This window comes from Ruegeria sp. CDSC021 (assembly GCF_059610845.1).
In genome coordinates this window covers 195,679-217,456 of the sequence record NZ_JBXWOK010000001.1, presented here as the reverse complement: position 1 = coordinate 217,456, position 21,778 = coordinate 195,679, and the positions used below count along the sequence as shown (strand labels likewise).

Annotated in this window: 26 protein-coding genes; 9 read left to right on the top strand and 17 right to left on the bottom strand. The window is 56.3% G+C overall.

The window, feature by feature from the left end; all coding sequences use genetic code 11:
- Positions 1-100: 100 nt before the first annotated feature.
- From AC2FGB_RS01095 to AC2FGB_RS01060, 8 genes are all read right to left on the bottom strand, one after another.
- Positions 101-1,279: a phage major capsid protein gene (locus AC2FGB_RS01095; RefSeq protein WP_281971923.1), complete on the bottom strand. Its 1,179-nt coding sequence runs from the start codon at positions 1,277-1,279 to the stop codon at positions 101-103.
- Positions 1,280-1,314: 35 nt separating this feature from the next.
- Complete coding sequence (locus AC2FGB_RS01090; protein WP_496693396.1) at positions 1,315-1,872, bottom strand: HK97 family phage prohead protease; 558 nt, start codon at positions 1,870-1,872, stop codon at positions 1,315-1,317.
- A 14-nt stretch (positions 1,873-1,886) separates the two neighbouring features.
- Positions 1,887-2,105 (bottom strand): GTA head formation protein, RCAP_rcc01685 family, encoded by a 219-nt coding sequence (locus AC2FGB_RS01085; protein ID WP_142633175.1) that lies wholly within the window; start codon positions 2,103-2,105, stop codon positions 1,887-1,889.
- Positions 2,098-3,261, bottom strand: coding sequence for a phage portal protein (locus AC2FGB_RS01080; RefSeq protein WP_496688431.1), 1,164 nt, complete (start codon positions 3,259-3,261; stop codon positions 2,098-2,100). Before AC2FGB_RS01080 ends, AC2FGB_RS01085 begins: the two co-directional genes overlap by 8 nt.
- Before the next feature lie 167 nt (positions 3,262-3,428).
- Positions 3,429-4,241 carry a class I SAM-dependent methyltransferase gene (locus AC2FGB_RS01075; RefSeq protein ID WP_496688433.1) on the bottom strand — a complete coding sequence of 271 codons (813 nt, stop codon included), beginning with the start codon at positions 4,239-4,241 and terminating at the stop codon, positions 3,429-3,431.
- Between the two features lie 119 nt (positions 4,242-4,360).
- The gene (locus AC2FGB_RS01070; RefSeq protein ID WP_496693395.1) at positions 4,361-5,731 is read right to left on the bottom strand and encodes a DNA-packaging protein; all 1,371 of its coding nucleotides are present in this window, start codon (positions 5,729-5,731) and stop codon (positions 4,361-4,363) included.
- Positions 5,640-5,984, bottom strand: a complete 345-nt coding sequence (locus tag AC2FGB_RS01065; protein ID WP_281994458.1) for a hypothetical protein — start codon at positions 5,982-5,984, stop codon at positions 5,640-5,642. Before AC2FGB_RS01065 ends, AC2FGB_RS01070 begins: the two co-directional genes overlap by 92 nt.
- A 206-nt stretch (positions 5,985-6,190) precedes the next feature.
- Positions 6,191-6,568 (bottom strand): VOC family protein, encoded by a 378-nt coding sequence (locus tag AC2FGB_RS01060; RefSeq protein ID WP_271947618.1) that lies wholly within the window; start codon positions 6,566-6,568, stop codon positions 6,191-6,193.
- 40 nt (positions 6,569-6,608) lie between these two features.
- Between AC2FGB_RS01060 and AC2FGB_RS01055 the strand changes: the two genes are divergently transcribed.
- Positions 6,609-7,145 (top strand): winged helix-turn-helix transcriptional regulator, encoded by a 537-nt coding sequence (locus tag AC2FGB_RS01055; protein ID WP_142633164.1) that lies wholly within the window; start codon positions 6,609-6,611, stop codon positions 7,143-7,145.
- Positions 7,146-7,462: 317 nt separating this feature from the next.
- Positions 7,463-8,725, top strand: coding sequence for a DEAD/DEAH box helicase (locus AC2FGB_RS01050; protein ID WP_142633162.1), 1,263 nt, complete (start codon positions 7,463-7,465; stop codon positions 8,723-8,725).
- Between the two features lie 33 nt (positions 8,726-8,758).
- Here AC2FGB_RS01050 and mltG read toward each other — a convergent pair whose 3' ends face one another.
- The 7 genes from mltG to fabD all read right to left on the bottom strand — a co-directional run bounded on the left by mltG (position 8,759) and on the right by fabD (position 15,078).
- The gene (gene mltG, locus AC2FGB_RS01045; RefSeq protein ID WP_271947623.1) at positions 8,759-9,919 is read right to left on the bottom strand and encodes an endolytic transglycosylase MltG; all 1,161 of its coding nucleotides are present in this window, start codon (positions 9,917-9,919) and stop codon (positions 8,759-8,761) included.
- Positions 9,920-11,185: a beta-ketoacyl-ACP synthase II gene (gene fabF, locus AC2FGB_RS01040; RefSeq protein ID WP_142633158.1), complete on the bottom strand. Its 1,266-nt coding sequence runs from the start codon at positions 11,183-11,185 to the stop codon at positions 9,920-9,922.
- A gap of 204 nt (positions 11,186-11,389) precedes the next feature.
- A complete protein-coding gene (locus tag AC2FGB_RS01035) occupies positions 11,390-12,133 on the bottom strand; it encodes a 1-(5-phosphoribosyl)-5-[(5-phosphoribosylamino)methylideneamino]imidazole-4-carboxamide isomerase (protein ID WP_271947626.1) in 744 nt (247 codons plus the stop codon).
- Positions 12,134-12,253: 120 nt separating this feature from the next.
- Positions 12,254-12,754, bottom strand: a complete 501-nt coding sequence (locus AC2FGB_RS01030) for a GNAT family N-acetyltransferase (protein WP_342781993.1) — start codon at positions 12,752-12,754, stop codon at positions 12,254-12,256.
- Positions 12,755-12,931: 177 nt separating this feature from the next.
- Positions 12,932-13,165, bottom strand: a complete 234-nt coding sequence (locus tag AC2FGB_RS01025; RefSeq protein ID WP_005982462.1) for an acyl carrier protein — start codon at positions 13,163-13,165, stop codon at positions 12,932-12,934.
- Between the two features lie 209 nt (positions 13,166-13,374).
- Positions 13,375-14,112 carry a 3-oxoacyl-[acyl-carrier-protein] reductase gene (gene fabG, locus AC2FGB_RS01020; RefSeq protein WP_142633152.1) on the bottom strand — a complete coding sequence of 246 codons (738 nt, stop codon included), beginning with the start codon at positions 14,110-14,112 and terminating at the stop codon, positions 13,375-13,377.
- Between the two features lie 27 nt (positions 14,113-14,139).
- The gene (fabD, locus tag AC2FGB_RS01015) at positions 14,140-15,078 is read right to left on the bottom strand and encodes an ACP S-malonyltransferase (RefSeq protein WP_271947631.1); all 939 of its coding nucleotides are present in this window, start codon (positions 15,076-15,078) and stop codon (positions 14,140-14,142) included.
- 171 nt (positions 15,079-15,249) lie between these two features.
- Between fabD and AC2FGB_RS01010 the strand changes: the two genes are divergently transcribed.
- Positions 15,250-16,476, top strand: a complete 1,227-nt coding sequence (locus AC2FGB_RS01010) for a cytochrome b/b6 domain-containing protein (RefSeq protein WP_496693394.1) — start codon at positions 15,250-15,252, stop codon at positions 16,474-16,476.
- A 58-nt stretch (positions 16,477-16,534) separates the two neighbouring features.
- Here the strand turns inward: AC2FGB_RS01010 and AC2FGB_RS01005 are convergent, their stop codons facing one another.
- Together AC2FGB_RS01005 and AC2FGB_RS01000 are read right to left on the bottom strand one after the other, a co-directional pair.
- Complete coding sequence (locus AC2FGB_RS01005) at positions 16,535-17,107, bottom strand: YceI family protein (protein WP_496693393.1); 573 nt, start codon at positions 17,105-17,107, stop codon at positions 16,535-16,537.
- A 126-nt stretch (positions 17,108-17,233) separates the two neighbouring features.
- Positions 17,234-17,752 (bottom strand): hypothetical protein, encoded by a 519-nt coding sequence (locus AC2FGB_RS01000; RefSeq protein ID WP_142633144.1) that lies wholly within the window; start codon positions 17,750-17,752, stop codon positions 17,234-17,236.
- A gap of 285 nt (positions 17,753-18,037) precedes the next feature.
- Between AC2FGB_RS01000 and rpsF the strand changes: the two genes are divergently transcribed.
- From rpsF to AC2FGB_RS00970, 6 genes are all read left to right on the top strand, one after another.
- Positions 18,038-18,391, top strand: coding sequence for a 30S ribosomal protein S6 (rpsF, locus tag AC2FGB_RS00995; protein ID WP_142633142.1), 354 nt, complete (start codon positions 18,038-18,040; stop codon positions 18,389-18,391).
- 28 nt (positions 18,392-18,419) lie between these two features.
- Positions 18,420-18,647 (top strand): 30S ribosomal protein S18, encoded by a 228-nt coding sequence (gene rpsR / locus AC2FGB_RS00990; RefSeq protein WP_005608650.1) that lies wholly within the window; start codon positions 18,420-18,422, stop codon positions 18,645-18,647.
- Positions 18,648-18,659: 12 nt separating this feature from the next.
- Positions 18,660-19,280, top strand: a complete 621-nt coding sequence (gene rplI, locus AC2FGB_RS00985; RefSeq protein WP_142633139.1) for a 50S ribosomal protein L9 — start codon at positions 18,660-18,662, stop codon at positions 19,278-19,280.
- Between the two features lie 152 nt (positions 19,281-19,432).
- Complete coding sequence (locus AC2FGB_RS00980; protein ID WP_281994455.1) at positions 19,433-19,909, top strand: transglycosylase SLT domain-containing protein; 477 nt, start codon at positions 19,433-19,435, stop codon at positions 19,907-19,909.
- A 191-nt stretch (positions 19,910-20,100) separates the two neighbouring features.
- Positions 20,101-20,802 (top strand): helix-turn-helix transcriptional regulator, encoded by a 702-nt coding sequence (locus tag AC2FGB_RS00975; protein WP_185956601.1) that lies wholly within the window; start codon positions 20,101-20,103, stop codon positions 20,800-20,802.
- Between the two features lie 96 nt (positions 20,803-20,898).
- Positions 20,899-21,756 (top strand): acyl-homoserine-lactone synthase, encoded by an 858-nt coding sequence (locus tag AC2FGB_RS00970; RefSeq protein ID WP_142633135.1) that lies wholly within the window; start codon positions 20,899-20,901, stop codon positions 21,754-21,756.
- Positions 21,757-21,778: the final 22 nt, after the last annotated feature.

Genomic DNA, 21,778 nt, shown 5'->3' with positions numbered 1-21,778 from the left:
GTTGCTCGGACGGAGGGGAGCAGCTAGACAACGCAGGGGTCTCACCCCGACCCGCGCCCGCCGCCCCGAGAGGCGAAGGCCCCCCGGGTTTCAGCCCGCTTTAGGCGGTGCCGAATTTCACGAGTTTGATCGCAGCAAAGTCGCTGACATCACCGCCGACGCGCTTGGTCGCATAGAACAGAACATGCGGTTTGGCGCTGAAGGGATCGCGCAATACGCGCAGGTCCGGGCGCTCGGCGATGGTATAGCCCGCCTGGAAGTCACCGAAGGCAATCGAGAAACTGTCGGTTCCCGCATCCGGCATATCTTCGGCGATCAGCACCGGATAGCCCATCAGACGTGCCGGCTCACCCGCCGCCAGACCGTCCGACCACAAGAAGCGGCCATCGCTGTCTTTCAGCTTGCGGATCAGACCAGCAGTTTTCGAGTTCATCACGAAGGTTCCGTTGACCCGGTACTGCGCACCCAGCGCATAAACCACGTCCACAATGGCATCCGCCTCGACACCGCCATCGATGCCGGTGGGGACATAACCAATGTTACCCCAATCCCAAACATCGTTGTCGACCTTGGCGTGGTTCAGAATACCCTTGGGTTTGTCCGCACCGTCGCCGTTGATAAAGGCCGAGGCCTCGGCGCGTGCAAACTTGTCCGCGATACGGCCGGCCAGCCAACCCTCGACATCGAACGCGCTGTCATCCAGCAGTCGCTGCGAGGCTTTGGGCAGTGCGCTCAGCTCGTGCAGCGGGATCGAGATTCGGTCAATCGACGGGGTGCTGGTTTCGCTCGCCGCAGCATTTTCATCTGCCCAGCCCGCACCGACATCCGTGTGGTCGATCAAAACATCGAACGAGTTCGCCTCGACATTTACGATCGAAGCAATCGAGCGGATAGAGGCCGTAGATTTCAGCACCGATTTGATGATCTCGGCGGTTTGCGGGTCAATCAGGTACCCACCGTCACTGTTCACAGCGCTCGAGAGGGATTTCACCTCCATCTCAAGACCACGCAGGCCGTCATCCTCACCCGAACGCACATAGGCATCAAAGGCCTTCTGATGCGGTGCGCCGTCCTCGATTGAGGCCGCAAGATGCGGGCGTGCCGCGATGGTTGATTTACGATCCAGCATGGTCAGTCGCTCTTCTGTCTGTTGCAATTTTGTCTTAACTTCAGCCTTGAGGCCCTTGAATTCGTTCACGAAGCCAGTCATCGCCTGCTTCACCTCCTGAACCAGGGGCACACCCTCTCCGGTCAAGGCCGGGGTTTCGGTCTTGCTCATCAGCACTTCCTTTTTGGGGGTGAGGTTTCGGCGCGCTAGGTTCGCGCCAGCTCCTGCCGGGCGTGATCAAACACCTCGGCAATACTGCGCCAGGTGTTCTCGGCCTCGGGGTCCACCCCCTTTGCCGCCACCCGCGCACTGGGCAGCATCGGGAACGTCACCAGCGACACCTCCCACAGCTCCAGTTCGGTCAGGACCCGCTGGCCCTTGTCATTCTTCACGGCGCGCTTGGTACGATAGCCAATCGACAGGCCATCCATTGCGCCCGCCCGGATCAACTCGGCCGCCTCGCGGCCCTTTTGCGTGCTTTTCAGCAGACGGCCCTTGACCCACAGGCCCCGGTCGTCCTCGCGCACCTCGTCCCAAACCCCGATGGGTTGCGCCGGATCGTGCTGCCACAGCATCTTGACCCTTTGGCCCGCTGTAGCCAGCCCCTCAAGGGAACCGCGATACGCACCTTTCTGCACCACGTCACTGCCCTGATCCACCTGTCCAAACAGGCTGGCATAACCTTCGATCACCGCGTCCTCGGTCACCGAAAGGCCCTCTCCGAACCGTGCGAACTTATGCTCCAAATCCATATTCTTCTCCATGTAACCTGCTGAATTCATGGTGTTACTGAAAGGAATGACTGAAACGCCTGCGCCAGGATCACCGCTGCCACGCCATACACCGTCAGCCACAACCGCCTCTCCAGCCGCTCCATCATCTCTTCGATCTGATCCAGCCGCCTGCACAGATGTTCATGCTGGATCTCGGCCACCCGCTCATGCGCGGCCAGCCGCAAGCCTGGCGCGCAATCGAATGGCGGATATCCTTCAGCCATCCGCACGCTCCGGCAGCCCCAGCAAGGCGCGCTTTTCGGCATCGCTCAGGAATTCGGCCCCATTGACCCGCGCCCATTGCGCGTCCCGTTCCGCCGACAGCGCAGGCACCTGATCCAGATCGGGCTTCAGCACCAATTCCTCACCGGAAAAACCCGCCAGCCACTCCGACACCGCCGCCGCCACCCGCGTCACCAGAGGCAGCACTGTCAGGCGATAGAACGCCCGGTTGGCCTCCTGATAGTTCGAATAGGTCGCGTCGCCTTGTATCCCCAGCAGCATCGGCGGGACCCCAAAGGCCAGCGCGATCTCGCGGGCGGCGGCTTCTTTAGTCTTTTGAAACTCCATGTCCGAGGGCGAGAAACCCATCGGCTTCCAATCCAAGCCCCCCTCCAGAACCATCGGGCGACCCGCATTGCGCGCCCCGCGATAGTTCTGCTCAATCTCGTCCGAAAGGCGCCGGAATTGATCCTCGGCCATCACCCCATGGCCATCACCGCCCTTCCACACCAGCGCCCCCGAAGGCCGCGCCGCATTGTCCAGCAGCGATTTCGACCACCTAGACGCGCTGTTATGCACATCAATCGCCATCGCCGCCGCCTGCATCGGCGAGAACCCGTAATGGTCATCCTGCGGGTGAAACGATTTGATATGACAGATGTTCTCCGCCGCAAACCGGTGCTTTTTACCGCCCACCGCGTAATCATACGCCTTGGGCCACCCATCCGCCCCCGGCACCACGCTCATTCGGTCGGATCGCAACACATGCAGCTCAACCGGCAGGCCCTCATCAGCCTGCACAGCCTCAACATAAGCATTCCCCGACAGCAGCAACTGCCCGAACAGGGCCTCCATCAACTCCGCCCGCCCCTGTGCCGCATTCGGACGGCGCATCAGCGACAGGATCGGATGCACATCGAACCGCTGCGCCTGATCCTGCAGCACCAGAGGCAAAGCCGCCGCCGCCTCGGCAATCAGCTTGACCGAGCGAAACCCCACCGGGTTCCCCGAAAACCCCGTCCGCGTCAGCGTCACCGCATCCCGAGGGCTCCACGCCACGCGTCCACCCGTCTGCCACGCCACCACAGGCCCAGCCGCGCTCGCCTTCGCTTCAGGTGCTGCCTCAGCCGATCCACGACGCAAGAAATCGAATACCATCTGTGCTCCTTTCTGCCGCCGCTCTGCCCGGCTTGTTGAAAGGAGTTATGACGCAGAGAAGTTTATGCCTCGGGAATAGAACGTACGGGGGTAGGGCAACGGGTTGGAATTCTTACTAATTCACAACGCAGAAGCGAATAGAGTGGGTAGAAAAATCAATTTGGCGTTTACGGTCTCGCAAGAAAAACATGCCCCTGAATTTTGCCGGACACCGGCCCTTTACCAAACAGCTTTTCGATGTCGGCGGCGGCGGCGTCTGTAATTTCAGTCAATGAGCCCGCAGCACGTTCTTCCAACTCATTTCTAAGCGGTGTCCCCTGGCAGTAAGCCACTGCCGGAGCTTGCGGATTGCTCGCTCGGCTTTGCTCGGAAATGGTCAGTGTTTCGATATCCGTAAAACCAGCTTCCTTAAGATCATCGACAATTGAATCAATATTGCCGTGCCCATGGGGCGTTCTTGCTAAAAACACTGGGGGATCTTCCGGGAAAAACCGAGATGCCGTCTTCGTCACGCTATGCGCAAACTCATTCTCTTCGATACTGTCCCAAACATTGAAGATAAAACACCCGCCATCCTTCAAAACACGAAGGGCTTCTTTGTAACCAGCTACTTTGTCTGGAAAAAACATCACCCCAAACTGGCAACAGACAACGTCAAATGTATTTGCCTCAAAGGGCAACGCCAACGCATCCGCCTGCTTCCATTCTATTCGATTGGCTTTCGGTTGCTGCGTTGACGCTCTGTCCAACATCGGTTGATTTAAATCAGTAACCACATAACGAATTTCGTCGCTCAGCAGCGGGGCCAACGCACGTGTTACTACTCCGCTACCTGCGGCGGTCTCCAAAACAGCTTTGGGTTTGGTATCAGCGACTCTCTTTGCCAAGTCTGCGGCATAAGATTCGAAAATCAATGGAACCAGAAATTCATCATAAATGTCTGGAATTGAGCCGGTGAAGTTTTTGTCACTTGTAGACACTACGAAATCCCTCCCCGACCCCGTGGTCGCAAAGGGTGTATTCCTAGCATAAATCGCTGGCCACGTCACTTCGGACCGCGATCAGTTCTTCAACCGCCACTCTCCGCCTGTTTTTATCCTCACAAACTCCGCACCCTAGGCCGCCGATACGCCCCCGCACGCCCCACAACCAACTCATGTAACGCCCAGACCAGAGCGTCGACCCGGTCGGGCGAGCCCTGCCCTTCGAACCCGCGCGCGGTCATCTGGAACATCTGCTCCTCCAACGCGTCCAGCCCCGCCATATGCGCCACCCGCCCCTGTTCGTACAAAGCCGCTACAGGTTCGGCCCGCGCGACCTTGCCGCGAGACGCCCGCACCGCGCGATAAGGGACCAGAGGGTCCACCTGCCGCACCACCTCCTCGACTAGTTGCCCGCCCTGATTGACCTCGGCCACCAGCCGCTCGGCCCCGAACTCATCCATCGCGTCAATCGCCGCCTGCGCCCAGCCAGCCGGACCCGCGCCTTGCACTGTGCGGTCGGCCAGCACGTAAGCGCGCCACTCCTCGGGCGGCCCCTGCACCTGCGCGCCAACAACCACGATCCCGCAGGCATCCGCGCCAGAACCGGACGTCACCGCCGGGTCCAGCGCCACGACGATGCGATCCAACGCAGGAACCTGTGCGCATCGCGCCGCCTCCAGCATCGAACCGGTCCACAGCGCGCCTTCCGCATCCGACAGCAACACCCCGTCCAACTCCTGCCGCCCCAGCCGCGTCCCCGTATACCGCGCGCGCACTTCGTCCAAAAACGACTCCGCCAGATTGGCCCGGTTCGCCTCGGTCGGCGCATGGGTCTGCACCGTGGACGGAGACGCCAGCAAGTCCTTCAAAACCTTCACATTGCGCGGCGTAGTTGTCACACAGACCCGGGGCTGATCCCCCAACCGCAAAGCAAACTGCAGCATATCCCATGTCTCCCCAGCCTTTTTCCACTTGGCCAGCTCGTCAACCCAGGCCGCATCGAATTGTGGCCCGCGCAACCCCTCAGGATCATGGGCCGAGAACGCCTGCGCCTCGGCCCCATTTGGCCAGACTAGTTTTCGCTCTGACGCCTTCCAAATAGGTCGACGATCCGGTGGTGAGCATTGCAATATCCCACTATCGCCAAAGATCATCACGTCGCGCACCTGATCAAACGTCTCGCCAAGCAGAGCCACCCGGCGCGCCTTACCCGTGTCCAACGGCAAAGACCCCTCGACCATAGACCGCACCCATTCAGCCCCGGCCCGGGTCTTACCGGCTCCGCGCCCGCCCATGATCACCCAGGACCGCCAGTCACCTTCTGGCGGCAATTGATGCGGCAGCGCCCAGAACTCAAACAGGAAAGGGAGGGCGCACAGCCCCCCCTCCCCGATCTCACTCAGAAATCTGTCCTGCACCGCAACAGGCGCGGAGGCGAGCCAGCCTGCACCCGATCTCAGATCGTGCCCGATCAAGGTCGAGCGCATAGCCCCCTTGAGCAACTCCGGCTTGTCTGTGATGTTGTTCGACAAAGCTTGTCTCCACTTTTTGGCAACTTCGGATCAGCCCCTCAAGCTGTCCCAGTTGCTTACCTGCACCAGCAATATCTGCATCCTCCCCGGCACTGATCTGCCTGCGCAGTTCTTCCGCTGCTTTGCGCAGACCGCGAATGGATGTCTCAAGTGACTGCAACAAGTCAGCCGTTTGGGAAATCCGCTCTTCCGGGGTAATCAATGTCATGTTTGCGTATTGACCTCATGCGTGAGTTTTCTCCGCACGAGAGAAACGAAAAACGGCCGCCGGATGTTACCCCGAGGCCGTTGCTCACTTCTTCTAGCATGACACAGTTCGTACCAAATTAAGTTCGAAAAGTCAATGAATTGCGCAACACCCACGCAACAGGGAACGTTCGGTGCAGGTTAACAATTTCTTCCCCGCGCGCGTCTTTAGCTGCTGCCAGTCAAATCCTGTGCCAGCATCAGCGCATTCATATCCGGATCATAAAACGTGGCCGTGCTGACCATTCCTTCGATCGTTTCCGTCGCACCGTCGAATGCCACCCCTGCATCCTCTAACGCACTGCGCGCGGTGGAGATATCGGCGACCTCAAACACTGGAACACAATTTCCCGGTGAGGGCTCGGCCTGCTCTCCTAAACCCAATGTGACGCCATCCACATTGGTGCGCATCTCACTCCAACCCGCCTCGTCTATGTGATGGGAAAGTTCAAACCCCAATTTGTCGCTGAACCATTCGGCGCTTGCATGGCGGTCCCGAACCGAAATCGCAAGGGTGATCGTGTTTTTCAAAGAAACAAGGGGCATCAATCTTTCCTTTTGAGCTAAATTATATTAACTATACTTTATGGACATTAATTTGCTTGTCAAGCTGACCTCCCGAGCTTGGTCGCTGAATATTCTGGCACTCATGCATTCCGGCACTCCTGGCAGGCAGGCCGCTCTGCTTGCTGCCACCAGCGCAGGAAGAACTGCCTTCGCGGCAAGTCTGGACCATCTCATACGCCTTGACCTGATCGAAAGGAATCCGGGCCACGGGCACCCATTGCGCCCTGAATTCCGATTAACCCTGCCGGGGATCGAAGCCGCCAGTATGGCCAGCGCAATCGTAAACGCCGTTCCGGATGACACCAAGTTCAAGCTCGTCCGTAAATCCTGGACCGTCCCGATCCTGGCACTCACCGGCACTCCGCACCGCTTTTCCGCCATCAAATCGGATTTGGTATCGATCACGGATCGGGCGCTATCGTCGTCCCTTCAACAGCTAGAGGCGCTCGACTGGATCCGACGGGACATTGAAACTGCCGCGCGGATGCCCTTCCCTACATATCGAGCTGTAAGAACAGGTTTTGCGATCAACCAAGCGGTCAATCTCACTGCTTAAAGGTTGCAGACAGCCCACAACGATCCTTTTCGCCGGATGTGATCTATAACGCACAGCTTGACATTCCGCCCCGCAACCTGCATGAGCGCCTTAACAAAGCGCTGACGCGTGAGCATTGGCAGGTCCGACCTGCTCCACAGCGCTCGATTCACCCCATAGTTCCCCTTCACGCAGGGTTCTGAATGCGACGGCCGGATGCCGCAGGAAACGCCTGTGCATCCAGAGTCTTAGCGTAACCCTGTTGGCATCGCATATTGCGCTGCTGATTTATGTCGCCCGTGGTGATCCAGTCGCCAGGGGCAAAAAAGGAATGATATTTGTTCGACTTTGATATGCTGGGTCTTGCCCCGGCCCTGAATGACGCATTGAAACGCGCCAATTTTTCACAACCCACTCCGATTCAGAACCAGGCAATCCCCATGGCATTGCAGGGGCACGATATTCTGGGCCTTGCCCAGACCGGCACCGGTAAGACGCTGGCTTTTGGCCTACCTCTGATCGACCATCTGCTGGCTCAGACCGGCAAGCCTGCGCCGAAAACCGCCAAGGCTCTGATCCTTGCCCCGACCCGTGAACTGGTCAACCAAATCGCAGATAGCCTGCGCAATTTGACCACGAATACGAAGCTGCGTGTGGCGACAGTTGTTGGCGGTCAGTCCATCAGTAGGCAGATTTCGTTTCTGGCACGCGGCACAGACATTCTGGTTGCCACCCCTGGTCGTTTGATCGACCTGATGGAACGCAGAGCAGTCGACCTCGGCTCGGTACGTCATCTGGTACTAGACGAAGCCGATCAGATGCTGGACATGGGCTTTATTCATGCTCTGCGCCGGATTGCACCGCAGTTGGGCACGCCCCGCCAAACGATGCTGTTCTCTGCCACTATGCCCAAGCAGATGGAAGAACTCAGCCAGGCCTACCTGACAAACCCGCAACGCATTCAAGTGTCCCCTCCGGGTAAAGCCGCCGACAAGATCACCCAATCGGTTCATTTCCTGAGCCGCGCGGAAAAACCGAGCAAACTGCGGGAGATTTTATCTGCGGACAAAGAAGCTCTGACGCTGGTGTTTTCGCGTACAAAACATGGCGCCGAGAAGCTGATGAAGGGTCTCGTGGCCGACGGCTTCAACGCCGCCTCGATCCATGGCAACAAAAGTCAGGGACAGCGTGACCGGGCGATCAAAGCTTTCCGCGCAGGCGAAATAAATGTCTTGGTGGCAACAGACGTGGCCGCTCGCGGCATCGACATCCCGGGCGTTGCCTATGTCATCAACTACGACCTACCCGAAGTGCCGGATAACTACGTCCACCGCATTGGCCGAACCGCCCGTGCCGGTCGCGAAGGCGAGGCGATCGCTTTCTGTGCACCGGATGAACTGGATCAACTGAAGCAGATTCAGAAACTGATGAAAATTGAGGTTCCGGTCGCCAGCGGCACAATGCCCGAGTTCGCCGAACCCGCAAAATCGCGGAAAGGCGGAGGGTTCCGTCGCCGTGGTCCAAAACCGCAAGCAGCTAACAAGTCGGGCAATCCCGGAGGCCCAAAACGTCGGCGACCGCGTCGATCCTCCGCCGCCTAAATCTAAAAGGCGCCGCTATTAGCGGCGCCTTTTTTAATTTCCGGTGCTTTGGCGCTCGGCCTCAATCTCACGCCATTTGGCGACGTTTCGATTATGCTCATCCAGTGTCTCGGCAAAAGCATGTCCGCCGGTGCCATCTGCAACAAAGAAAACAAAATCAGTCGCTTCGGGCGAAACTGCGGCTTCAAGACTTGCAAGACCAGGATTTGCGATAGGTGTTGGCGGGAGCCCATCAATCACATAAGTGTTCCAAGGCGTTGCACGGCGCAGTTCGCTGCGGCGCAGGCCTCGGCCCAACGTGCCCTGCCCCTTGGTGACACCATAGATTACAGTCGGGTCCGTCTGCAGCTTCATGCCTCGCTCAAGCCGGTTTACAAATACGCTAGCGACCTGTCCACGCTCATGCGGAACACCAGTTTCCTTTTCGATGATTGACGCCAAAATCAGCATCTCTTCGGGGGTATTGATTGGCAAATCATCCTGCCGCCCTTCCCAGGCGGCGTTAATGCGCAGTTGCTGCTTATCCTGCATCGACTGCAGGATTGCCGCCCGATCGGCACCTCGCACAATGTCATAGCTGTCCGGTGCCAGCGCCCCTTCGGCCGGTATTTCAGGGATTTCCCCCGTCAACGCGTCGATCTGCTTAAGACCCTCGACCACTTGCCAGGATGTAACACCTTCAGCAATCGAGACCCGGTACCGTGTGTCTGAGTCTTCGCGCTTTTGGGTATAAGCCGCGGGTATTTCTTCTTCCGCTACATCGAACGATGCGATTTCATCGAAGTCCAATGTTGCGGGGTTCAATTCGCGTACACGGGTTTGTATGCGGGTTACACCGATCCGGTACTCAATCTCGGATCCGCAGGTACTGGCCCCGCTCCGCGTAATCTCATCAATGATCTGCTCCATCGAAGCACCCTCGCGGACCAGAAAGCTGCCTGCCTTCAGCTGAGGTGCCTTGTCGGTATAATCCGCCGCCATACGGAATATCGTAGCGCTGCTGATCGCGCCCTGATCCTCCAGCTGTCGGCTGACCTGCGTCATGTTCGAGCCACGTTCGACCTGCAAACACATCGCAGTTTCCAGAGGGCCCGCATTCTTGTATCGCGCCTGCCCCCATAAAATCAGTCCACCGGCAAGAAACAGGCCGACCACCAGGATGGTCAGCATGTTGGAGGCCATCGCGCGCCACATTTAGCTGACCTTTCCGAAGATCACACTTGCATTGGTGCCGCCAAATCCAAACGAGTTTGACAACGCCACATCAATCTTGCGCTCACGCTTGGCATTCGGAGCCAGATCAATCGGTGTCTCGACCGCTGGGTTGTCCAAATTGATCGTCGGTGGCGCAACCTGATCGCGGATTGCGAGGATCGAGAAAATGGCTTCGATCGCGCCTGCAGCGCCCAACAGATGGCCCGTGGCCGATTTGGTCGAACTCATGGTTACATTCGCCGAATGCTCGCCCAGGAGACGCTCGACCGCACCCAATTCAATGGTATCGGCCATGGTCGATGTGCCATGCGCGTTAATATAGTCTAGGTCCTTCGGCTCCAGCCCCGCGCTGCGTAGCGCTGCGTTCATAGAACGCTCTGCGCCATCGCCGTCCTCACTGGGTGCGGTGATATGATAGGCATCACCGGACATGCCATAGCCCAGAACTTCGGCATAGATTTTCGCGCCACGCGCTTTTGCGTGTTCGTACTCTTCCAGAACAACGATGCCCGAACCTTCACCCATGACAAAACCGTCTCGGTCGACGTCATAGGGGCGGCTGGCTGCTTTGGGGTTATCCGCGTATTTGGTCGACAGCGCCTTGCAAGCGTTGAATCCAGCGATACCGATTTCGCAAATGCACCCTTCGCCACCACCGGCAACCATTACGTCAGCGTCACCGGCACGGATAATGCGGCTTGCGTCACCAATAGCGTGAGCACCGGTCGAACATGCAGTCACAACCGAATGGTTCGGGCCTTTGAATCCATGGCGGATCGACACCTGACCCGAGGCCAGGTTAATCAGCGCGCCTGGAATAAAGAAAGGCGACACCCGTCGAGGGCCCTTGTCACGGATCAGGTTAGCCGTTGCTGCAATGGAGCCCAGCCCACCGATACCTGAACCGATAAGAACACCAGTGCGCAAACGCGCCTCTTCATCCTCGGGCAGCCAGTCGGAATCCTTGCAGGCCATTTCAGCAGCTGCAATCGAGTACAGAATGAAGTCTTCGATCTTGCGCTGCTCTTTCGGCGGCATCCAGTCGTCAGGATTGAATGTCCCGTCGGTGCCGTCGCCTCGCGGAACTTCGCAGGCATACGTTGTGGTGACCCCACTTGCCTCAGCATCAAATTGCGTGATCGGGCCTGCACCGGATTCCCCATCCAGCAACCGCGACCATGTTTCCTCGACCCCGCTGGCCAATGGAGTGACCAACCCAAGACCGGTTACAACGACTCTGCGCATAAAATGCCTCTTGCCTGCTTCCTGTTTGAGAAACGCTCATACCCCGGGCCGGGGTGCGGGGGCAAGAGCAAGGCGCAATCATCATACAAGCAGATTGAGCGGAACATCTACAGTATACACTCTTGCAATGCGGCTCCTGGCCAGATGAAAGCCCGCCCTTTCACTGGACATGAAAGGGCGGAACCTGTTGTTTTGGAAGAAATCTTACTGAAACGCCGCAACCGGTTCGTGCGCTGTGCTGGCAACATTCAGCGCATCTGAAAGCTCGAGCGTCTTTCTGAACAGCGCGCGGCCAACCAAGGCGCCCGAAATATTCGGGATATAAGCCAACCGCGAGATATCATCTGTCGTGCGGACCACACCGCTTGCGATGATCGGTGTGCGAGATGTCTCTGCCAGCCCCGAGATCAGGCCCAGCTGTGCCTCAACGTCTTCCATGTCGCTATCGATATCAGTGACCAGAATTGCCGCAAACGGCGTTTCTGAAAACGCTTCGATAAAGGCCTCTGGTGTAAACGCACTTTGACTACGCCAACCGTCGGTCATCACCGAGCCTTGCCATACGTCCACGGCCAGAACGATTTGGTCCGGGTAGAGTTTGGCCAGTTCTTTCACCAGATTTGGATCCCACGCAGCCATAGTGCCGATAACAATCCGGCCTGCGCCCTTGTCGATCCAATGCTCGACTTGCTCGCGCGATCTCATACCACCTGCCAACTGCACAGGGATTTCGGCAGAACGGATGATCTCTTCAACCAACTCCGAATTGGTATCGCGCCCTTCAATCGCGTCAAAATCGGTCAAGTGCATCCACTCGGCTCCAGCATCGGCCCAACTGCGTGCCGTTTCTGCGGGATTCACGTGCCAAATCATGGCCTCATCCAGACGACCCTTGTCCAGTGTGACACAGCGGCCGTTCTGCAGTTCCATCGTAGGGTAAATCCTCATGAGCTTGCTCCTCCGCTCAATCGCAACGTCAATAAAGGATACCATACCCTCAACCCTATCGGCGAGAATTTCCAGTTTCGGCAAACCAAAGGCAATTTGCGGCACGATCAAAGAGAAAGGTTAAGCCAGTTTGGGCGGCCCGTTTCTTTTCAGCAGGTTCACCTGACTTCCCATATAGTCGCGCTCGGCCATGAGCTCATAACCAAGCTTTGCCGCCAGATTCTGCGACGCGTGGTTTTCAGCATCAATCAGGGAAACCAGTGGTCCAGGCATTATTCTGTCAAACCAGTCATGTGCGGCCTGAGCCGCTTCAAGACCAAATCCCTGCCCCTGGGCTTCTGGTGCCAATAGCCATCCGGCCTCGGGAAAGCTGTCGAAGTCGTCGCCTAACCCTCGGTTACGATAGAAAAAGCCAGCTTGACCTATCATCTGACGATTCGACTGTCGAAAGACGGCCCATTGGCCAAAACCGGCCATCTGCCAGTGGCCGGCATTCCTCAGAAAGGATTCCCACGCTTCGCCCCGCGATAGCGGTTCCCGGCCAAGATGGCGCACAACACAAGGGTTCCGCCAAATCTCAGCGTAACGACTAAAGTCGTCGGGACGCATAGCGCAAAGCATCAGACGTGCCGTATTTATCATCGGGGTGGATCGTAGCATGCCCTGCCCGCTCAGAATTTCCTGCCTCGCGTAAATGGTTGCGGGTCAATAGCTATCTGGCAAGCGCGAATTCCGGCTGGGCAAAAAAAACGGCGCCTCCGTTGCCCGGAAGCGCCGTTTTAGCGGATAAAGAAGGTCTTAAGACGCTTCAGAGATGAATTTGACGGCGTCGCCAAAAGTTTGGATGGTTTCGGCTGCGTCATCAGGAATCTCGATGCCGAACTCTTCTTCGAAGGCCATAACCAGTTCAACAGTGTCCAGGCTGTCTGCACCCAGATCGTCGATGAAGGACGCGTTTTCGGTCACTTTATCTTCTTCAACACCCAAGTGCTCAACAACGATCTTTTTAACGCGATCTGCGACGTCGCTCATGTCTATTCCTCATTTCATTTCAGGGCATAGTGCCCGGTTCTGCCCTTGCCCGCTCAGGCTGGCCTTGATGTGCCCGTTCTGGGCGGTTTAGGTCCCCGATTACCGGGTAAGTAGAAGGTTGACCATCCGGCCAGCCCCTGCATATGTGCGCCGCCTATAACACAGACAACGCCCGAGGCAAACGCTTTCGCGCCCACCTCGATCCGCGCTCACAACATGGCCATACCGCCGTTCACATGCAAGGTGGTTCCGGTAACATATCCGGCTTCGGCACTTGCAAGATACAGCACAGCCGCAGCAATTTCCGAGGGGTCACCCATACGACCGGCAGGAACCTGCGTCAAAATCCCAGATTTCTGATCCTCGGTCAGTTTGTCGGTCATTGCAGTCGTAATGAAACCGGGTGCCACCGCATTGGCGGTGATTCCACGGCTGGCAACCTCATAGGCCAACGATTTGGTCATGCCCACCATGCCTGCTTTGGATGCAGCATAGTTGGCCTGTCCCGGGTTCCCTGTCGCACCCACCACCGATGAGATATTAATGATCCGGCCCCAGCGCGCTTTCATCATGCCCCTCAAAACGCCTTTGCACAGCCGGGCAGTAGATGTCAGGTTGACGTCGATCACGCTCTGCCACTCCTCATCGGACATGCGCATGAACAGATTGTCTCGCGTGATCCCGGCATTATTCACCAGGATATCAACCGATCCCATTGCCTCAGCAGCCTGCTTCGGAAGGGCTGTCACCGCCTCGGCATCACTCAGGTTGCAGGGCAGAACATGGGCGCGTTCACCCAATTCGTCGGCCAGAGCCTGTAGCGGCTCAACTCGCGTTCCAGACAAAGCCACAGTTGCACCGGCCGCATGCAAACTTCGCGCAATTTCGCCACCGATCCCGCCCGATGCACCGGTGATCAGTGCATTCTTACCTGTCAAATCAAACATTCGGTCTTCCTCTTGATGCTCGGTGTCTTACGATTCGGCCTGAGTCACATTCTGCACGTCATCAGGCGTACCGACAGCTTTACCAACGATCGCACGGTCAATTTTGCGAATCATACCGGACAGAGCTTTGCCCGCCCCGATTTCCCAAGTTTCACTCACGCCTTGCGCAACCATGTACAGTACGCTTTCGCGCCAGCGAACCGAACCTGTGACCTGCTCGATCAGCAACCCACGGATCAGATCGGGATCTGTGACAGCCTCGGCCCGCACATTGGCAACCAATGGCACGGCAGGAGCTTTGATTTCGACATTTGCCAGGGCTTCGGCCATGACATCAGCTGCAGGTTGCATCAATGCACAGTGGAAAGGTGCGCTGACGGGCAACATGACCGCGCGCTTGGCGCCTTTTTCTTTGGCGATTTCGGCGGCGCGTTCCACAGCAGCCTTTGCGCCTGATACCACGACTTGTGTGGGATCATTGTCATTGGCAGCCTGACAAACTTGACCCTGGGCAGCTTGGTCTGCAACAGCGCGCACAGCATCAAGATCCAATCCAAGAATAGCGGCCATTGCGCCCTCTCCAACGGGAACCGCACTCTGCATCGCTTGCCCGCGGGTGCGCAAAAGGCGCGCCGTATCAGCGACCGACAATGCCCCTGCCGCAGCGAGCGCGGAGTATTCCCCCAGCGAATGCCCAGCGACAAAACCAGCATCTGCAATCGAAATCCCATTGGCCTCCAGGGCTCGCATCGCAGCCATCGAGGTCGCCATTAGCGCTGGCTGCGCGTTCTGGGTTAGGGTCAGGTCCGCAATATCACCTTCCCAGATCAGATCGCTCAGCTTTTCCCCGAGCGCCTCGTCCACCTCGTCGAATACAGCCTGTGCAGCCGGATAGGCCTCGGCCAGAGCCTTACCCATACCGATAGTCTGGGCACCTTGCCCCGGGAAAACAAATGCGCGTGTCATTGCAACCTCTTGGATGACGTTAGGTTGCCGCGGGGTGTAAACCGACAGACCGCGCGGCACAAGCTTTGCCTGATCTCTGCACTTTGGCACCGGCTCTGTGCATCCCTTGCTATTGTGTCCTAGGCTTGTAGCGGTAGGTTGTTGCATACGATCCACCTTCCGGAGCCTCAGATGCCTTCGTCAAACACCTTCTCAAGCTATGGAAGCGTAACCAAGACTTTTCACTGGCTGACCGCGTTACTTATCTTCACCGCATTCCCTCTGGGGTGGGTCGCCAACGGATTGGCCCATGCGATTTACGATCCTGCAATAGCCACAACCGAAGATGACATTGCACGCGCCGCCAGCCTTTTTTCTCTCCATAAAACCGTCGGGGTCACTGTTTTCTTCGTCGCGCTCGCGCGTATCTTGTGGGCGATAACGCAGACCAAACCCGGCCTATTGAACGCAGAGAACAAGCCCGAGGCCTTTGCAGCTGAAACCGTGCATTGGCTGCTTTACGCATCTTTGGTTCTGGCCCCATTGACTGGGTGGACTCATCACGCTGCCGCCGAAGGTTTCGCTCCGATTTTGTGGCCCTTCGGACAGGGCCTACCCCTTGTACCAAAATCCGAGTATCTGGCAGAGCTGACCGGAAGCCTACATTGGCTGTTCGTCTGGACACTGGCCGGGTCAGTCGCGCTGCACGTCGCCGGGGCGCTAAAACACCACATTATCGATAAAGACAGCACGCTGCGCCGAATGATGCCGGGCGCCTCGGATGCACCGGAACCGCCAAAGCAAAGCCATTCAATGACGCCCGCTTTGGCCTCTTTGGCCATTTGGGGTGCCGTTCTGGTCGGAGGATGGTCAATCGGCGCGTTTGACCACCAATCTACAGCTAGCACAGAGGTCGCAGAACTGACCCAGGTACAGTCCGACTGGAACGTCCAGGAAGGCAATCTAAGCATTACCATCACCCAGCTGGGCAGCCCGGTAACCGGCAGCTTTTCCGATTGGACCGCTGCAATCGCTTTCGAAGATCCGCCCACGCCGGGCTTAGCCGGATCAGCAGATGTCACAATCGCGATAACGTCGCTCAAGCTCGGGACAGTCACAGATCAGGCAATGGGTGCTGATTTCTTCGACAGTGCGCAATTTCCAACCGCTCAATTCAAAGCTGATCTCTTCAAAACTGAGGACGGGTACGAAGCGCGCGGCGCGTTGACCATTCGCGACAAGAGTGTGGACGTAGTGTTGCCATTTACTCTCGACCTTCAGGATGACAGCGCAGCTATATCAGGACAGCTTGATCTGAACCGGCTGGATTTCGACATCGGCACTTCGCAGTCGACCGAGGATTCGCTGGGTTTTGCTGTTACAGTATCAGTTGATCTTACAGCAAAACGTGGCAACTAAGAAAATGGGCCGCCGAAGGGTTACTCCGGCGGCCTCGTTTCAACTCGTTGCAATGGTATTAGTCGGCCTTCTGGGCTTCGACTGAAATCTGAAGTTCGACTTCGTCACTTACGAATGGCGCGAACTGACCAAGGTCGAACTCACTACGCACCAAGGTGGCGGTGGCGTCGAAACCGGCCCAGGGCTTTCCTGCCATAGGATGTTCACCCACTTGGTTCAGCTTGGCATCCAGAACAACCGATTTGGTCACGCCGTTCATAGTCAGATCGCCAGTGATGTTGGCAGTGTTTTCGCCCGTGACTTCGATACCAGTAGAAGTAAAGGTCACCATTTCTCCTTCGGTCACACCAAAGAAATCTTCGGACATAAAGTGGTCTTCACGTGGCTTCCAACCGGTAATCATCTCAACCACTGGCATGGAAACTGTAACACTGGATGCAGCCGGGTTTTCCTGATCGAACATGATCTCGCCTTCAAACCCCGAGAACATGCCATGGGTGGTCGAGAAGCCAAGGTGGTTATAGCTGAAAAGAACTTGGCTGTGGCTTGAGTCCAGAACGTATTTTTCGGCGCCGGCAAATGCCGTTGTGGCCGAAACCGCGAGCGCTGCTGCAAGAAGGGTGGATTTCATGATAATCTCCGCAATTTTGTAGATGCAAACCTCTTGGGTTGCTCGACAACGAAAATGTGCTGCCCTAGGGCAGCACACAAGTAATATTATTTCACAATATCTGTTCTTAATTGAACAGAATAAAACTCAGGCGAAAATTGTTACACTTCCGCTAAGTTGACCTTTAAGCGCTCGGCTGACATCCGCCGATTCAAGCGGCAATTTCATCAACAGGCTGCCGTCCACATCGAACAACTCGATCTGGTCTTCAATGAAACGGGCACCACCCAGGCTGTCATAGCTCCGGCGCAAAACTGTCTGCGGGCGGCCATTTTCATTTTTTTGCAATACCCGGACCTCGCGGCGGATCGGGTCAAAATACGCATCAGGACGCGCGTCCAGAACTTCGATCGTCAGAAGGCTGACACCTACCAGAAGGAACATCAGAGAAGCCGCCAATTTGATCGGCCAGACTTCAGCGGCCATTGCCGTGCTGGGCATCAACCACATGGAAAAGGCAGAAACTATCAGTAGCGCACCAGCCACACGGGCCAGAACCATCCGAGCTTTCCAATTTGGTGCAAAGCTAATGAGCACCGGCACTGACTTTTCAAAACTTACGCCTGTGGCGGATTTCTCGAAGGTATTTGTGTTAATCGCGGTCATTTTCAGTACCCTGTTTCTCAGGTTGCCGTTCCAACTTTTGTCAGTCCGGTTAATTTCCGGTATACAAAACAACTTTGAGCCGAAAAGCGTCAGGAATTGGGCAGCGCAGAGGAAATAGCGCGACTTCACAAAGGCATCTGTGGCAGGCCTTGCCCCCAGCGTACAAACGTGTATATCGGGCCATCCTTCGCAAACGATATGAATCGCGCAGCCTCTCGTGGCAGGGTCGCGAAGGACGAAACGGCCCCGCCTATGAAATGCGCCTTGATAGAAACAGGAGTGCACATGCCACTATATGAGCATGTAATGATCGCGCGTCAGGATTTGTCCAACGCGCAGGCAGAAAGCCTCGTCGAACATTTCGGCACCGTTCTGGCTGACAATGGCGGCAACGTCATCGACAGCGAGTACTGGGGCGTCAAGACGATGGCCTACAAGATCAACAAGAACCGCAAGGGTCACTATTCCTTCCTCAAGACCGACGCTCCCGCTGGCGCCGTTCAGGAAATGGAACGCCTGATGCGCCTGCATGACGACGTTATGCGCGTTCTGACCATCAAGGTAGACGAGCACAACGAGGGCCCTTCGGTCCAGATGCAGAAGCGCGACGAGCGCGAAGGCCGCCGCGAGCGCCGTTGATTAACGCCTGAAGAAAGGACACTAAACCATGGCCGCAAAACCATTTTTCCGCCGCCGCAAGGTCTGCCCGTTCTCGGGTGAGAACGCGCCGAAGATCGACTATAAAGACACTCGTCTGCTGCAGCGTTACATCTCTGAGCGTGGCAAGATTGTACCTTCGCGCATCACCGCCGTTTCGGCGAAAAAGCAGCGTGAACTGGCCCGTGCTATCAAGCGCGCCCGCTTCCTCGCCCTGCTGCCCTACGCCGTTAAGTAAGGAGATACTGACATGCAAGTTATCCTGCTGGAACGCGTTGCGAAACTGGGTCAGATGGGCGACGTCGTTGACGTCAAGTCCGGTTATGCCCGCAACTTCCTGTTGCCTCAGGGCAAAGCGCTGAGCGCATCGGACGCCAACATCGCGTCGTTCGAAGCCCAGAAAGCGCAGCTTGAAGCCCGCAACCTGGAATCCAAGAAAGAATCTGAAGCGCTGGCTGAAAAGCTGGACGGACAGCAATTCATCGTGATTCGCTCGGCCTCGGATGCCGGCGCACTGTACGGATCGGTCACCCCGCGTGACGCCGCAGACGCCGCTACCGAAGCAGGTTTCACTGTCGACAAGAAGCAGATTGCCTTGATCGCACCGATCAAGGATCTGGGTCTGCACACAGTCGCAGTTAAACTGCACCCCGAGGTTGAAGTGAAAATCGAAATGAACGTTGCTCGTTCGCAAGAAGAAGCCGAACTACAGGCATCTGGCAAATCGATTCAGGAACTGGCCGCCGAAGAAGAAGCCGCCGCAGAATTCGAAATCGCCGAGCTGTTCGACGATATCGGGTCCGCCGCTTCCGACGACGACGATCTGGTTGCTCAGGATGCTTCGGCCGAAGAAGACGAAGCTAAAGCCTGATCCTCGGGTTTCGAATTGAACAAGAAAGGCCGCACGATCTGTGCGGCCTTTTTTATGCCTCCGCCCGGCGAAATCCAGCTTGGGCCCCGGCCTTTGCTTGCGGTCATCAATAGGTTTCCTATCATCGCATAATAACTATTCGGAGACGATCAATGACATTTCTTCTGCGCCGCAGTGTATTGGCATTATTGATAATTGCACCCTTTGCGGCGTGCGGAGGGCCCGATACCCCAACCCAGAACACGTTTGATCCTCCGCTCTATCCCAACGAAACACCGGAACTGCGGGCCTCCATAAACAAATGGGCCGACCACTACGAAGTGCCGCGCGAACTGGTGCACAAGCTAGCAATTCGCGAAAGCACCCACCGACCTTGGGCTGTGAATCGGCCCTATTATGGCTTGCTGCAAATCCTGCCGGCCACAGCTCGTTCAATGGGATATACTGGAAACGCCAAAGGCCTTTTGGATGCAGACACAAATCTCGAATTTGCCGGGAAATATCTGCGGGGCGCTTGGCTATTGTCCGACGGCGACCAGCAACGCGCCATATTCCTTTACGCAAAAGGGTTCTATCCCGAAGCCAAGGCACGTGGGATGCTGGTCGAAACAGGGCTACGTCCGGAATAACCGGATTTACCCCGAAACGAATCATCTGAGACATGCTGTTTCGGACCATTCTGTTGCCATTACATCGCAATATGACTACACAAGGCGAACAATTTGCTTGCACAATGCCCTGTGGTTGACGCAACGTATACCCCTAAGGACAAGTCTGGCATGTCTTGGGGGAGAGATATGCCGCCACAAGGGTTGGACAGGTGAAACTTATAGATTTGGCCGCGGTCGACCACACAGAGAAGTCGGCCGCTGACGTTATAAACGCCGTCTGCGAAGAGCTTGGCTTCGACTATGCGTCTTATGCCACCTTTAACCCTGTGAAAGGTGATGTGCAGGGCTATGCAAACTATCCTGATGAGTGGAAAATCCACTATGGCAGCCAGGGCTTTCATCACTTCGATCCGACGCTTTATCAATCTGTCCTAAGCATTGCACCCGTTGATTGGGGACGCTTTGATCAGGACGAGAAGTTCAACGCGGTGTTCCGTGACGCCCATGATTTTGGCATTAGTTCCAGAGGGTTAACAGTTCCTGTTCGTGGACCTTATGGTGAATGCGGACTGTTAAACGTTACCCGGGACTGTTCGGATTCCGAATGGGATAAGCTAAAGAAACATGTCATGGGTGATCTGCAACTTGCTGCCGTTCAAGCCCACGATACTGTTATGCAATCCGGCTTGCTGGCCAAAGCTCTTTACCTGCCCACGCTGTCCACACGCGAACAGGAAATCCTCCAATGGGTAGCTGACGGAAAGTCGCAACAAGATATCGGTGATATTTTGTCTATTTCACACCGTACCGTCGAAGTTCATATGCGGTCCGGGCGTGAAAAGTTGGGCGCACTGACCACCTCACAGGCTATTGGTCGTGCGATCGGCCTGGGTCTAATTGCCCCTGGTTAATCAAAAAAAAGCACTTCTACGGGAAATCCCTAATAGTCTGCGCTTATTTCTTGGTTAACCTAATCCCTACGGTAACCAGACTGTAGGGGGATGGAAATGATCATCGTTATTGATGGTATTAATCAACATAAGTTCAAAGATGTCTTGGATGACATGTTCAAACTGCGCGCTCGTGTTTTCGGCGATCGCCTTGGTTGGGAGGTCAATATTGAGGATGGGCGCGAGCGCGACCACTTCGATGATCTGCATCCAGCACATGTAGTCAGCATCGACGACGAGGGGGACGTTGTCGGGTGCATGAGACTACTGCAAACCAAAGGACCGCATATGCTGTCCGATGTTTTCCATTCGATCCTGGATGGAGAACCTCCAATTCGGAGCGCGCAAGTCTGGGAAGCCACCCGGTTCTGTGTCGATACTAAAAAACTGGGCCGAGGGCGCGGTGAAAATTCTGTATCCTATGTGACCAGCGAAGTTATGATTGGCTCTTTCGAATATGCCAAAGCGGCTGGCGTTCTTGACTCGATCGCGGTGATTGATCCAGTTATGAACCGCGTTCTGCAAAGGTCCGGTAACGCGCCTTATGACTACCTCGGCAGTGCTAAGCCCATGGGTAAAGTCGTAGCCATGGCCGCTTTGATGGACTGCTCAGATGAGAGAATTTCCGGAATTCGGGAATATGCGAACATCGCTCACGATGTATTCCTGACGGACGAGCAGGCAATAGATCTGTATGCCAGAAACAAAACACCGGCAGATACAGGTGTGGCGAATTACGACCACCAGCCACTAAGCCAGATGGAAAAATACTTTGTCGAACAGATGAATTCGGCAACCACAAAAGCCGAAGCCGAAGCTGTATTGAACCTGATCGAAGCAGTTTCGGATCGGTTCACCCCAGAGCAGAAAACTGCTCTGCTAAGGACCCCCCGTGCTTTTGCTCATGAGGCCTGACCCCCTCACCTCATAGCATAAA

Bases quoted from the DNA above. Each gene is read 5' to 3' on its own strand.
- AC2FGB_RS01005 (WP_496693393.1), bottom strand. From the start codon at position 17,107: ATGAAATCCACCCTTCTTGCAGCAGCGCTCGCGGTTTCGGCCACAACG.
- AC2FGB_RS01065 (WP_281994458.1), bottom strand. From the start codon at position 5,984: ATGACATTGATTACCCCGGAAGAGCGGATTTCCCAAACGGCTGACTTG.
- AC2FGB_RS01035 (WP_271947626.1), bottom strand. From the start codon at position 12,133: ATGAGGATTTACCCTACGATGGAACTGCAGAACGGCCGCTGTGTCACA.
- fabG (WP_142633152.1), bottom strand. From the start codon at position 14,112: ATGTTTGATTTGACAGGTAAGAATGCACTGATCACCGGTGCATCGGGC.
- AC2FGB_RS00980 (WP_281994455.1), top strand. From the start codon at position 19,433: ATGACATTTCTTCTGCGCCGCAGTGTATTGGCATTATTGATAATTGCA.
- fabF (WP_142633158.1), bottom strand. From the start codon at position 11,185: ATGCGCAGAGTCGTTGTAACCGGTCTTGGGTTGGTCACTCCATTGGCC.
- AC2FGB_RS01080 (WP_496688431.1), bottom strand. From the start codon at position 3,261: ATGGTATTCGATTTCTTGCGTCGTGGATCGGCTGAGGCAGCACCTGAA.
- AC2FGB_RS01090 (WP_496693396.1), bottom strand. From the start codon at position 1,872: ATGGAGAAGAATATGGATTTGGAGCATAAGTTCGCACGGTTCGGAGAG.
- rplI (WP_142633139.1), top strand. From the start codon at position 18,660: ATGCAAGTTATCCTGCTGGAACGCGTTGCGAAACTGGGTCAGATGGGC.
- rpsF (WP_142633142.1), top strand. From the start codon at position 18,038: ATGCCACTATATGAGCATGTAATGATCGCGCGTCAGGATTTGTCCAAC.
- AC2FGB_RS00970 (WP_142633135.1), top strand. From the start codon at position 20,899: ATGATCATCGTTATTGATGGTATTAATCAACATAAGTTCAAAGATGTC.
- mltG (WP_271947623.1), bottom strand. From the start codon at position 9,919: ATGTGGCGCGCGATGGCCTCCAACATGCTGACCATCCTGGTGGTCGGC.
- AC2FGB_RS01085 (WP_142633175.1), bottom strand. From the start codon at position 2,105: ATGGCTGAAGGATATCCGCCATTCGATTGCGCGCCAGGCTTGCGGCTG.
- fabD (WP_271947631.1), bottom strand. From the start codon at position 15,078: ATGACACGCGCATTTGTTTTCCCGGGGCAAGGTGCCCAGACTATCGGT.
- rpsR (WP_005608650.1), top strand. From the start codon at position 18,420: ATGGCCGCAAAACCATTTTTCCGCCGCCGCAAGGTCTGCCCGTTCTCG.
- AC2FGB_RS01055 (WP_142633164.1), top strand. From the start codon at position 6,609: ATGGACATTAATTTGCTTGTCAAGCTGACCTCCCGAGCTTGGTCGCTG.
- AC2FGB_RS01095 (WP_281971923.1), bottom strand. From the start codon at position 1,279: ATGAGCAAGACCGAAACCCCGGCCTTGACCGGAGAGGGTGTGCCCCTG.
- AC2FGB_RS01070 (WP_496693395.1), bottom strand. From the start codon at position 5,731: ATGCGCTCGACCTTGATCGGGCACGATCTGAGATCGGGTGCAGGCTGG.
- AC2FGB_RS01060 (WP_271947618.1), bottom strand. From the start codon at position 6,568: ATGCCCCTTGTTTCTTTGAAAAACACGATCACCCTTGCGATTTCGGTT.
- AC2FGB_RS01025 (WP_005982462.1), bottom strand. From the start codon at position 13,165: ATGAGCGACGTCGCAGATCGCGTTAAAAAGATCGTTGTTGAGCACTTG.
- AC2FGB_RS01030 (WP_342781993.1), bottom strand. From the start codon at position 12,754: ATGCTTTGCGCTATGCGTCCCGACGACTTTAGTCGTTACGCTGAGATT.
- AC2FGB_RS01000 (WP_142633144.1), bottom strand. From the start codon at position 17,752: ATGACCGCGATTAACACAAATACCTTCGAGAAATCCGCCACAGGCGTA.
- AC2FGB_RS01010 (WP_496693394.1), top strand. From the start codon at position 15,250: ATGCCTTCGTCAAACACCTTCTCAAGCTATGGAAGCGTAACCAAGACT.